Origin of the sequence: Pandoraea pnomenusa (assembly GCF_000767615.3) — a bacterium.
Lineage (GTDB): Bacteria > Pseudomonadota > Gammaproteobacteria > Burkholderiales > Burkholderiaceae > Pandoraea > Pandoraea pnomenusa.
This window is the reverse complement of sequence record NZ_CP009553.3, coordinates 207,487-219,397: the sequence shown is the minus strand read 5'-3', so window position 1 is coordinate 219,397 and position 11,911 is coordinate 207,487. Positions and strand designations below refer to the sequence as shown.

Annotated in this window: 12 protein-coding genes and 1 tRNA gene; all 13 read right to left on the bottom strand. The window is 63.7% G+C overall.

Features of this window, described 5'->3' with window-relative positions; genetic code table 11:
- Positions 1–6: 6 nt before the first annotated feature.
- The 13 genes from LV28_RS25035 to LV28_RS24975 all read right to left on the bottom strand — a co-directional run bounded on the left by LV28_RS25035 (position 7) and on the right by LV28_RS24975 (position 11,819).
- Positions 7–1,206 carry a glycosyltransferase family 4 protein gene (locus LV28_RS25035; protein ID WP_038619232.1) on the bottom strand — a complete coding sequence of 400 codons (1,200 nt, stop codon included), beginning with the start codon at positions 1,204–1,206 and terminating at the stop codon, positions 7–9.
- Between the two features lie 96 nt (positions 1,207–1,302).
- Positions 1,303–2,589 carry an O-antigen translocase gene (locus LV28_RS25030; RefSeq protein WP_081326784.1) on the bottom strand — a complete coding sequence of 429 codons (1,287 nt, stop codon included), beginning with the start codon at positions 2,587–2,589 and terminating at the stop codon, positions 1,303–1,305.
- 449 nt (positions 2,590–3,038) lie between these two features.
- Positions 3,039–3,114: transfer RNA gene (locus tag LV28_RS25025), tRNA-Ala, on the bottom strand.
- Positions 3,115–3,252: 138 nt separating this feature from the next.
- A complete protein-coding gene (gene soxB / locus LV28_RS25020) occupies positions 3,253–4,962 on the bottom strand; it encodes a thiosulfohydrolase SoxB (protein ID WP_038619235.1) in 1,710 nt (569 codons plus the stop codon).
- A gap of 90 nt (positions 4,963–5,052) precedes the next feature.
- Positions 5,053–5,565, bottom strand: a complete 513-nt coding sequence (locus LV28_RS25015; RefSeq protein ID WP_223272052.1) for a TlpA family protein disulfide reductase — start codon at positions 5,563–5,565, stop codon at positions 5,053–5,055.
- Between the two features lie 91 nt (positions 5,566–5,656).
- The gene (soxX, locus tag LV28_RS25010; RefSeq protein ID WP_023598450.1) at positions 5,657–6,307 is read right to left on the bottom strand and encodes a sulfur oxidation c-type cytochrome SoxX; all 651 of its coding nucleotides are present in this window, start codon (positions 6,305–6,307) and stop codon (positions 5,657–5,659) included.
- A 19-nt stretch (positions 6,308–6,326) separates the two neighbouring features.
- Positions 6,327–7,112 (bottom strand): sulfur oxidation c-type cytochrome SoxA, encoded by a 786-nt coding sequence (soxA, locus tag LV28_RS25005; RefSeq protein WP_048806771.1) that lies wholly within the window; start codon positions 7,110–7,112, stop codon positions 6,327–6,329.
- 262 nt (positions 7,113–7,374) lie between these two features.
- Positions 7,375–7,686, bottom strand: coding sequence for a thiosulfate oxidation carrier complex protein SoxZ (gene soxZ / locus LV28_RS25000; RefSeq protein WP_023598448.1), 312 nt, complete (start codon positions 7,684–7,686; stop codon positions 7,375–7,377).
- Between the two features lie 32 nt (positions 7,687–7,718).
- The gene (gene soxY / locus LV28_RS24995) at positions 7,719–8,183 is read right to left on the bottom strand and encodes a thiosulfate oxidation carrier protein SoxY (protein WP_038619239.1); all 465 of its coding nucleotides are present in this window, start codon (positions 8,181–8,183) and stop codon (positions 7,719–7,721) included.
- A 135-nt stretch (positions 8,184–8,318) separates the two neighbouring features.
- Positions 8,319–8,648: a c-type cytochrome gene (locus LV28_RS24990; RefSeq protein ID WP_023598446.1), complete on the bottom strand. Its 330-nt coding sequence runs from the start codon at positions 8,646–8,648 to the stop codon at positions 8,319–8,321.
- A gap of 82 nt (positions 8,649–8,730) precedes the next feature.
- Positions 8,731–9,852 carry a c-type cytochrome gene (locus LV28_RS24985; protein WP_438361530.1) on the bottom strand — a complete coding sequence of 374 codons (1,122 nt, stop codon included), beginning with the start codon at positions 9,850–9,852 and terminating at the stop codon, positions 8,731–8,733.
- Positions 9,853–9,946: 94 nt separating this feature from the next.
- A complete protein-coding gene (soxC, locus tag LV28_RS24980; protein WP_023872580.1) occupies positions 9,947–11,311 on the bottom strand; it encodes a sulfite dehydrogenase in 1,365 nt (454 codons plus the stop codon).
- A gap of 160 nt (positions 11,312–11,471) precedes the next feature.
- Positions 11,472–11,819, bottom strand: coding sequence for an ArsR/SmtB family transcription factor (locus LV28_RS24975; RefSeq protein ID WP_023598443.1), 348 nt, complete (start codon positions 11,817–11,819; stop codon positions 11,472–11,474).
- Positions 11,820–11,911: the final 92 nt, after the last annotated feature.

The following is an 11,911-nucleotide window of genomic DNA, read 5'->3' as shown; positions in this document are numbered from 1 at the left end:
CGGCAATCAGTGAATCTGACTGACGATCTGTGGCGCCGTCATCTTCGCCAGGAAATACCGACGACCGTTCTCGCCCAATTCACGTCGATGATTTTCCGATGCACACAACTTGGCCAGATTTTCCCGGATCTGTTCAAATTGGGTGGTTACGGATGAGTAGCCACCGTGGATTTCGTTTTCGAGAATCTCGGAATAATCGGTTGCGGCTTCCACCGCGCCAAGAATAGGGAGCCCTGCCCTGAAGTAGTCGATGGACTTCGACGGGAACGTCGGCACACTGACCGTTCCTGAATTGAAAACGATGCCGATATCGCACGCGGTCAGGAACGTCAGATATTCATCGCGGGGAATCTTGCCGAGATAGCGGACATTTGCCAGTTCCGGTTCGGTCAGGCGTTGTTTCAGATAGTCCTCCAGCGGGCCTCCGCCCGCGATCGCGAAGACCACCTGCGGGCAACGCTCGCGCGAAGCTTCGGCGAGCTTGAGCAACAGCTCGATGCCGCGCCCGGGAATCAACTGCCCACCAAAGATCGCGACGATGCGGTCCTGCGGCAGGCCGAAGCGGTGTCGAATTTCCTGACGATTGCCCTCTTGAGCAAGCGTCTGTGGCCCCCACAGCGGCAACACTTCGACCTTCCCGCGAAAACTCGGCGTTTCCTTCCAGAAGTACGGAATATTGGCCGGCGACATCACACCGACGGTGTCGAACTGGCGAATCGCCAGGGTTTCCATACGTTTTGCGATCGTGAACAGCGGGCCGGCCGGAATCAATCCGAGTTCGTGATGATAGCGGGGGAAAAAGTCCCACAGCACCATGTACTTCCGTGCCGGCTTGAGTCGGCGCAGCAAGTGGCGTTGCATCCAGAACGCAGTGGACGCCGGGGAAAAACCCACGAAGAGGTCATAAGGCTGCACCGTCAGGTGCTGGTCGACGAACGGAATGGCACGGCGCGAGGCCCAGAACCACTTGTACATCTTCTGCAGCGCTCCCGGCAGGCAGCGCACCGCGGACAGGTCGATAGGGGTATTGATGACGCGCACGCTACCGTACATCGTGAGCACCTGAGCGCGTGATTGCCCGGACCAGTCCACGCACACCACGGTAACCTCGTGCCCGGCTGCCGCGTAGGCGGCGGCCAGATCGTTGGTTAGCCATCCGTCGGATTCAACGGTGGAAAACTTGGTGCAGAGAATCAATACCCTCATCCGTTTCCTCATTCTGCCGTCGGCACGTGAGCGCCGGCGACCGTTTATGTCGTCATTTCAATGCGAACGACGGCACCCCGAACCGGGCGCGCGACGTCAACCTACGGAGCCGATCGGCACGTTCTCGCCGGAGACCGTCATTTTTCGTCTGAGTCGGCTGTAGGCCCACAGCATCAGCGACAGGGTGAGCGTGGCACTGATGCAGTACGCATAGATAGGTGCCATGATTCCCACATGACCGACAAGCATCCAGGTACCGGCGATCAATATGGCGGCCTGCATCAGTTCCGAGGCGATGGCAATTCGCCTCCAGCCGCGCGCCAGGAAGATATAGGCGATTATTGAACCACATATCCTGACGAAGTCGCCCAAAACCTGCGGCAGGAACAAATCCGCCATCGGCATGAAAGACTGGCTGAAGAGCAATTCGATGATGATGTGGCGCAGCAGGTAAACGGCGATCAACATGACGACCGCCAGCGGCAGGAGCGTCGAAAAGATCGAGCGAAGAATGCCGTCGATCTGCTGGATCGAACGGGCCGCGGCGAACTTCGGCAATATGAAGCTCGTCAGCACCACGCCCACGAACTGAAAGTACACATCGGAGATCTTCAACACGCCCTGCCAATAGCCGACCTGATCCCACCCCAGTCGCTCGCCGAGCAAGTTTCGCATCGCCAGTTGCGCCATCGGCACGGCGGCGGCCGAAACGAGCATCACGCCGCCGTAAGCCAGCAGTTCCCGCGCGCCTTCCCAATTCGGATTCCATTGCAGTTGCCGCCACTGAGCCGGCAGCCGGAGCCGGGCAAAGAGCAAGGCGGACAATCCGTTGATTGCCGGCATCGCCACGAGTCCGAGCGCGGCGCCCGTGAAACCGAAACCGTACAGAAGCGCCAGAAACGCGGCTGCGCCGATCAGCGCCCCGACAACGTTCAGCGAAACGAGCGAACGAACGTCCTGCCGACTGCTGAAGATGGACTGCACAATGCTATACGCACCGACCAGCCAATAGCCCAGGGCTAATGCACAAATGACGAGCATGTGGTCGGCGTCGCCAAGCAGGCTCCTGGCGAACAGTCGGCTGCCCAACACGAGCACCAGCGTCACGATCGACGAAATCGCGACGTAAATGACCATGGCCGATCCGAGGCGCTGCAGGCGCGCGGCCTCGTCGGCCGGCTCCGAGAGCTGTTTGGTCAGGCCAAGGGCGGTCCCACCGCCCGCAAACATGCTGGCGATCGCGACCACGGTCATCATCTGCCCCAGCATGCCGAACGCCTGCGGGCCGAGGTGCCACGCCATGCTTTTGACGATCAGCAACCCGACCAATATGCGAACCGCCGTGGAAATGGCGAAACCGGCGCTCGATCTAAGAAGGGACAATTCGTGGCTCTATCGTCTGAAAATGCAATATCGGCATCGTAATTGCCGGATTTTCCGTTATTTCACGGATGACCATGGGCCATCCGCGTCCCCTGTTCGCTTTCATTTATGGGCTGTGGGCCGTCACCGTCGCGCGACGCCCGAATGACCGGCATCGCCGCGCTGCGGCAGGGTCACGCTATGTTTCGTCGGCGCGACAGGAGCTTCACCATGCACGGCAGCGCATCGCGAGGCAGAAAGAGAGTGGAATTATATTCGAAGGACCGGGGGGAAATTGCGGACTGTCTGTAACAATTCGGAAACGACAGAATCAAGCGGTTTCATGACACACCAGCCACCGTCAGCCATGGCTCCGAGCCAGGAGCCCGACTCGCGCAAGCGGGTGTCACCGCATTCGGGAAATTTCAGCCTTCGAAGCCGTTTCGTCAGAAAAGACGTCACTTGGATGTTGGTGGAGCGGAGGAGGATCGAACTCCCGACCTTCGCATTGCGAACGCGACGCTCTCCCAGCTGAGCTACCGCCCCACATCAAGCAGCGATTATATCGGTTTTTGCGGGTCTGGCGAGCAGCCGACAAAATTGCTCGGGATTATATCGAGGGGATGCCGACGAGCCGGCGGCCCTCTCGCACCCGCCCCTCAACCCCGCGGCGCCACGAATCGCTCAGGCCTCGCCCTGATTGCCCTTCATGCCCTTGATGAGCGGGACCTTGGGCGCCTTCGCCACGACCGTCTTCTGCGCGCGGAGGTAGCGGGCCACCACATCCCACACCGGCTCGCCCTGCGCGCCTTCGGCGACCGGCGCCCAGCCTGCCACCTTGTACGTCTTGCCCGCCTCGATCGGCTTGCCGTTCAGACGCATGTCGGTAATCCGCTTGCCCATCGGCGCCATCGGATCGATCGCGTAATCCATGCCGCCCACCCGCACCATGTCGCCCCCCTGCTGGTAATACGGATCGGGGTTGAACAGGTTGTCGGCCACATCCTCGAGCACCGTCTTGATCGTCTCGCCGGTCATCGGCGTGAGCGTCGTATACGGGTAGGTGATCGCCGTCTGATCGAGCAACTGCTCCATGGTGATCGTCTGCCCCGGCAGCAACGACGTCCCCCACCGGAAGCCCGGCGAGAAGCCGATCTCGGCGTCCTTCTCGGCCATCACCGCATCGAGCAGCAACTGATCGAACGTGCCGTTGAAGTTGCCGCGTCGATACAAAAGGCCTTCGGTCACCGCCAGTGGCTCGGCCAACCTGGCGGCAAATGGGGCGCGTACGCGCTCGACGAGCGCCTGCATCTGCGCATCGGCCGGCAGCAGATTCGCGAAGACCGGCATCAGCTTGTAGCGGAAATCCACCGGCTTGCCGCCCTTCACGTCGAAATCCAGCACGCCCAGGAACTTGCCGTTCGAGCCGGCATTCGTCACGAGCGTCTTGCCCCCGGCATTCGGGACGACGACGGGCTTGGGAACACCGTCGTGCGTATGGCCGCCCATGATCGCGTCAATACCGCGCACGCGCGATGCCAGTTTCAGATCGACGTCCATGCCGTTGTGCGAGAGCACGACCACGACCTGCGCGCCCTTACCGCGCACCTCGTCGACCATCGCCTGAAGGCGCTCCTCCTGGATGCCGAACGTCCAGTCCGGCACGAAATAACGCGGGTTCGCGATCGGCGTGTACGGGAATGCCTGACCGATGATCGCCACCGGCACGCCGTTCATTGTCCTGATCGTGTAAGGCGAGAAGACCGGATCGCCGAAGTCGTTCGTCTGCACGTTCTGGGCGACGAAATCGATCTTGCCCTTGAGCTGCTCCTCGACAACGGATTTCACACGCTCGGCACCGTAGGTGAATTCCCAGTGCGCCGTCATCACGTCGACCCCGAGCGCCAGCGTGGCGTCGACCATGTCCTGACCCTTGGTCCACATGGCCGTGCCCGAACCCTGCCAGGTGTCACCGCCGTCGAGCAGCAGCGCGCCGGGGCGCGACGCCTTCATGCGCTTGACGAGCGTGGCCAGATGCGCGAACCCGCCCACCTTGCCATACGTGCTCGCCGCGGCGGCGAAATCGAGATAGGTGAACGCATAGGCCTCGGGCGTGCCCGGACGCAACCCGTACGCCTTCAGGAATGCCTCGCCCACGAGATGCGGCGGCTTGTTCGCCTGGTCGGCAATGCCGAGATTCACGCTCGGTTCGCGAAAGTAGATCGGCAGCAACTGCGCATGGCAATCGGTGAAATGCAGCAGGTGCACATTGCCGAACTTCGGCAGATCGTAGAACGCCGCGGCCGCCTGGGCCGCTGCCGTCTCGTGATGCGACAGCGCCATGCCGCCCGCTGCCGCCACCGCCAACACCTGCATGAACTCGCGTCGATTCATTTCGTCTCCGTGGCGCGCGCATCGTGCGGCGCTCCTGCCTTGTCGTTGTCTGTCGTGGCTTGCGGTTGCCCATGCGGGCCACCGCCGGGCTCACTTGCCCGCGTAATCGGCCAGCGCCGCCACGTCCTCGCCGAACATCTCGCCCACTTCCTTGCGCAATACCTTGCCGTTGCGCCCGATCACATAGAGTTCCGGCAAGCCGCGACGCTTGCCAAGCGCGGCCTGCCACGCGTCGTTGTCCATACCCGCCGGAAACGTGTAGCCGTGCGCCTTGACGTAATCGACGGCCTCCTGCGCCTTCTTGTCGATCGACAGCGTGACGATCTGGATCGGCTTTCCGCGCGTGGCCTCGAAGAGCTTTTGCACGTGCGGGTTTTGCTGCGCGCAGAACGGACACCACGACGCCCAGTACTCGACGATCACCGTCCGGTCCTTGAACGCGCTCGCGGGCATCGTCTTGCCGTCAAGCAGCGTGAGCGACGGCAGTGAGACCGTGTCGCCCACCTCGAGCGCGGTCGCGGGTGCACTCAGGCACATCGCCAGCAAGGCCACGGCCGAGGCGCGCGAGCCAATGCGACGAATCGAATCCATCAGGGGTTTCATGCGGCACTCCGGAGGCCGGGCGCAGACCGCCGTGACCGGATGACGAGATCCGGCCCCGGCAGGTCTGCCCGCGCGGCGATGCGCAAGCGCGTTATTGATTGACCGGCGAAGCCGGATCGAGCAGCAGCGCCATCACATCCTTCAACTGCTGTTCCGTCAGAATGCCCGCCGAGCCGAATCGCGGCATGTTCGAGCACGCCATGTAGCTGTGCGAATCGTAGACCTTGGCCCACGTGTACTTGACCACCTCGGGCGAATCGCCGCGCAGCTTGCCGTAGTTGTACAGCGACGGACCGATATTGCCGAACGAGATTTCGCTCTTGGTCAGTTGGTGACAGGCGTAACAATTGCCGCCGTTGACCGTGTCGGCCTTGTCGGAGAACTGCATGCCACGGCCGTTCTGCGCCACCTTCTCGCCTTCCTTCCAGTCGCCGAGATACTTGCCGTCGGCCGGCGCCTTGACGCTCGCCAGTTCCGCCTTTTGCAGACGCTCGGCAACCTTCGCCGGCATGGGCTTGGTGGCGTACTGCGTGCACAGCTTCTGCAACTCGCTCTGATCGATGCGATCGAGCTGGGCAATGCCGGAGCCGTGGAACGAATTGCGCAGTTCCTGCACGACCGCCGCATCGGTCGTCCCGGTGACGAGCTTCACGCTCTCGCCCTCGGCAAAGGCCGCGCCGACGACGAGTGCCCCGGCCGCTGCCAGCGCGACGCCCGTCGCGCGCAATGCGAATGTTTTCATGGGTATGCCTCGTGGTCGGTCAGCGCTTCAGGCCAGGGGCGTCCATCTTGCCGCCATTGGCCATCACACCGATGAAGGTAATCAGATCGATCGACGCCTGCGAGCCGTAATTCAGCACGGGCATGCGCTGCTGACGGAAACAGTCGTTCATCCGCCACTGCATCGTGCGCAATGCCCCTTGCGACACGCGATACCCCGGCCACGTCGCAAACGCCTGACGCGCCGCGACAGGTTTTGTCAGATTCGGCAGATCCTGCAAGCGAATGCGCTTGTCGTCCGCCCCGTGGCACGACGCGCACGAAAAATCGTACGGACCGGCCCGGTAAAAGAAGATCTTCTGTCCGCGCGCATAGGCTTCCTTCTCTTCCTTGTGCGACTGCGGTACGCGAATGGTCGCGCCGCGCGACTGACCGGCAACGTAGGCGGTGAGCGACTCGAGATCGGTCGGGTCCTGACCTTCCTTGGAGAACGGCTGCTTGATGACGTCCGCACGCTTGAAGCCCTGCAGATTCACCATGCATTCGACGATGCGCGACTCGGCGTCGAGCACGCGCTTGGTATCGGGGAAGTAGCGCGGCAATTGCGCGTAGGCATCTTTCACGACGCCGGGGCCCAGGCCCAGGTCGCACTGCGCAAGCGATACGTTGTTCGGGCCTCGCGGCGTCTTCCAGAGCGCTTCGCCACGCATTTCGACGAGTTCCGCCGGATTGCCGTCGGCGAGCATCTCGCGGTATTGCGCGATGGCGTCTGCCGTGGAGCTTTCCGCGGCGAATGCGGGTGCGCTCAGGCCCGCGATGGCGAGCATGCCGCCAAGCACTGCGCCGCGCACGTCGGGCCGCCATGCGGCGCGGCGTGTGTTGCGCGTCCGTGCGCTATGTTGCGCCTCGTTCATCTGAGTCTCCTCTTTGTGGGGTTGGTCGGCGCGCGACGGGGAACCTTCCCCGCAAGCGCCCGCTTGCACACACTGCGCGGCACGACAGCAACGCCACGCCGTCCCACCCGGCCGGGATGCCTGGCGGCAGGCATGCGAGCCTGCACGCCGCCGCGGCATTCCGGCGCTCGCCCCGTCAGGCGATGGTCGCCTCGTCGGTGCGCGAGTCGCCCTTGTTGTCGGTCCACGTGACCGCAACCTTGTCGCCCTTCTTGGCGCCCTTGAACTTGAACGACATGAACGGATCCTTCGACACCGCCGGCCCCCATTGGGCCGACAGCACCGTCTTCCCGTTGCTCGTGACGGTCACGTTCTGGATGAAGTGTGCCGGTACGATATTACCGGAAGCGTCCTTGCGCTGACCGGTTTCCATGATGTGGCTCATCAGCACCTTGACCTCGACGACACCGCCGGCCTCGGTTGCGCGAATGCGCATCGGGTTACCCATGTTGTGGCTCCTCTAGTTCTACGATGCGTCGCTTAACCGCCGCAACCGCCCAGCGTGACCTTGACTTCCTTCTCGGCCACGAGGTACTTGTTGTCCGCCTTGACGAGCGCATAAACCTTCGAGGTCTGGCCCATCTTCACGCGCGTGGTCACCGATGGCTCCGTGCCCTCGGGAATATCGAACGACGCGGCCAGCGTGTTCGGATTCTTCTCGATCAGAATCGCGATCATCTGCGTGTTCGGCGCCTTGCTTGCCACCACCACCGGCACGACCGCACCGTTCTCGGCGATGTCGGGAACGCTCAGCGCGACCTGATCGCTCGGGCTCGCGCTCGTGCCGCCGAGCGCCTTGACCGTATCGGCCACGCTGCGGGTGGCAAACGCCGCCTTGTTCCACTCCTGTGCCGCGCGCGCCTCTTCGGGCTTGATCAGCCCGGCGGCAACCGCCAGTCCCATTACCGCGGAAAACCGCAGCATGTCGCGTCGCTGTTGGTTCATCTGTATGAGTTTCCTTCTCTGAAGGCCGCCGCCGCGACACGCTCGGTATGCGCGCATCGCAACGGCCGCCGTTCGCCCGCCAGACCGGCCGCCACGACTACGCGACAACCGGCCGGCGAGCCCCCTGCCCCGGGCTTACTTCGCCGGGGCGCCTGCCAGAACCCACTCCACCAGGGTCTTGGCGTCGGCATCCGACAAGTTCGGGTGCGCCGGCATCGGAATCGGACCCCAGACGCCCGAGCCACCGCCCTTCACTTTCTTGACCAGCTTGGCCACGGCATCCTTGTCGCCCTTGTACTTGGCTGCGACATCCTGATAGGACGGGCCCACGAGTTTCTTGTCGACGGCGTGGCAACCCATACAGGCGTTGGCGGCCGCGAGCTTGGTCGCTGCAGCGACATCGACACCGGCGTGCGCCAGCGAGGTACCGGCCAGCATGGCCGCAGCGATCAGCAACTTCTTCATCGTATCTCCTTCGGTTTGTGTAGGGGACGGGGTCCTGCGGCAGCCTGGGTGACATGGCGCGGCCGTCGGACACCCTGCCCGCTCAATGTGCACCATGGAGAATCCAGTCGACCATCGTACGGACGTCGGTTTCGGCGACCTGCGTCTGCGGCGGCATTGGCATGCTGCCCCAGTTACCGGCGCCGCCGGCACGTATCTTCGCCACCAGTTTTTCAGCCGCATCCGACTGCCCATGATACTTGGCGGCGACCTCCGAGAAGGCGGGCCCGATCTTCTTGTCGGTCACACCGTGACATGCCAGACAACCGTTCTTGTCCGCAAGCGTTGCTGCCGGTGACGTCGCAGCGGCGGTTTTGGCCGGCGCGTCCGGACTCGCCATGCCGAGCGTGGCGAGGGCCGCGGTCTTGCGCACCGCCGCATTTTGCGCGGCGGTGCCCGACAGCGGCGGCAGCTTCGTATCGATACCGCGCACCGGACCGATCACCCGGTTTTGCGCGGCCAGATCCCCATGTGCGTCGCGGGCGTACGCAGGGAGTGCGGACGTCACGATACCAGCCTCGGGACAATCCTGCATACACGCCTTGTTATGAGTATCCGGTTTGTCGCCCACGCGCCACATGCCGTGCGCGCGCGTCATCCCGTTGCGATTGGGCATGAGCTTCTGCACGTCGGCGATGTTCTTGTCGGAGAGCACGAAGTCCGACGGCACGATCTCGCCGAGGTTCAGGATGTACGCAGTGACGGCGTACACCTCGTCCGGCGTGAGCGAGCGCGGCGCGTTCCACGGCATGGCGCGACGGATGTAATCCCAGATCGTGGAGATCGTGTCGACCTTCATGAGCGTGGTGCGCACCGGCTGATTGTTCGCGCGCAGCGACGCCACGTGCCCCGTCTTGATGTCGTCGGCCGTGGTGCCGCCCACGAGCGGGTTGAACACCTCGTTGCTCTCGCCGAACGTGCCGTGGCACGACGCGCAACGCGCGTCGAACAACTTCTGGCCGTCGGCCACCGACCCGTGCCCCTTGGGCAAGCCCTTGAAGTCGGGACGCACGTCGATATCCCACGCGTTGAGCTCCGCGGCCGTGGCATCGCGACCGATGCCGGCCGGCGCCTTGATCGGCGTGGGCGCCGCGCTCTGTCCCGGCTTTTGCGTCGCGGCCGGTGCGGCCTGTGCCGGGCTGGAAAGCCATGCGAGCACGGTCATCGCGGCAACGGCCAGCGCCCCCGCCCACAATCCGGCGATCACGACTGCCAGGACACGGCTTTTCATGCGAGGCACCGGACTCGGCGACTTCCGTTCAGTCAACGTGAACATTGGTCACCTCGCCGTTTGCCGCCACTTGCCACGTCTGGATGGCGTTGTTGTGATAAATCGACTTCGTGCCGCGCACTTCGCGCAGTTGCCGATACCGCGGTTGCACGAAGCCGGTTTCGTCCACCGCGCGGCTTTGCAGCAGCGCGGGCGAACCGTCCCATTGCCAATCGAAGTTGAAGCGCGTGAGGCACTTCGGCAGCACCGGCGATTCGATGCGGGCCTGACGCCACGACTTGCCGCCGTCGGTGGAGACATCCACGCGCTTGATGCGGCCGCGACCCGACCATGCGAGCCCGGTGATGTTGAAGTAGCCGCGATCGAGCAGCGCCTGTCCGCCCGATGGCGACGTGATGACCGACTTGCACTCCTGGATCGACGTGTATTGGCGATGCTGGCCGTCCGGCATCAGGTCGACGTAGTGACTCGTTTCATCCTTGGTATTCCACGGCGCATCGCCGACCTTGATGCGGCGCAGCCACTTCACCCACGACACGCCCTGTACGCCGGGCACGACCAGACGCAGCGGATAGCCATTCTCGGGGCGCAGCATTTCGCCGTTCATGCCCCACGCGACGAGCACGTCGGAGAGCGCCGCCTCCATCGAGATCGTGCGGGTCATGCCCGAGCCGTCGCCGCCTTCGGCAAGCACGTACTGGCCGCGCCGGGTGTCGGCGCCCACGTCGTCGAGCAGTACCGAGAGCGGCACCCCCGTGAATTCGCAGCACGACAGCATGCCGTGCGTGTATTGCACCGTGGGCACGGCCGCGTTGCCCCACTCCATGCCGGTGTTCGCGCCGCACTCGATGAAGTGCATGCGCGACACGGAGGGCAACCGCATGATGTCGTCCATCGTGTAGACCTTCGACTCGCGCACGAGGCCATGCACCATCAGGCGGTGTTGCGTCGGGTCGATCTCCTGCCAGCCCTGGTGATGGCGCTCGAAGTGCAGGCCGCTGGGCGTGATGATGCCAAACAGCCCTTGCAGCGGCGTGAAGGCAACGGAAGCCTGTGCGGTTTGCGTGAGCCCGGGGGACTGACGGCGCTGCAGATTGGCCTCGTACTTCGACGGCATGCCGTAGGGACGCGCCGCGACAGGCTGGCCAAGCGAGGTCGCCCACGGGCGCGGCTCGAGGATCATCGGGTCACCGGCGCCCACGGCGTTCGGGGCGTCCGCCGCGAAGGCACTGCCACCGGCGAGCGCGGCGCCGGCGGCCAGGAAGCTGCGTTGCAGGAAGCTGCGACGCGTGGGATTGAGTCCCTCGCGCGCAATGTCGCCGGCCAATGTGCCGTCGATGAAATTCTCCGGAGCCCGGCGCAAACGGCCGGCTCGCGATGCGTTGTCGCTCACCCTGTCTCCTCGCGTTTCGTGGCGTCCGCCAGCGTCGCAAGGAGGCTGGCGGCTTACCGCTTGTGTTTTGGTTGTCGCTGGCGGTCTTTTTGCCGCACGGTCCTGCCAGGTTGCTGCGTTACGGTTTCACTTCGGTCTGCGGCACGCGCGCCGGCGGGCATCAGCTCCCGCGCGGCATGAAGCCATCGACGGCACGCTCCGGCAGCGCCTCCTCCTCGATTCGGCCGGCGACCTGTATGCACACGGCGCGACAGATCTCGACCACCCCGGTATCCGCGATCGCGTAATACACCTGGTTCCCGTCGCGTCGACGCGCCAGCACACCCGCCTGGTACATCGCGCCCAGGTGTCGCGACACATTCGTTTGCGACGAACCCACTTCCGTCACCACCTCGTTGACCGAGCGCTCGCCACCACACAGCGCGTGCAGGATCCGCAGCCGGGTGGGCTCGGAGAGCAGGCTGAAGTAATGCGACACCTTTTCGAATACGCGATCGAGTTCTTCCATGACGGTCAGTCTTTGAGTTCGTGTGAAGGCACAAGAGATGCCGTATATGCCTACATACGCATATACGGATAATCAAAATAACGGGCGAAGTG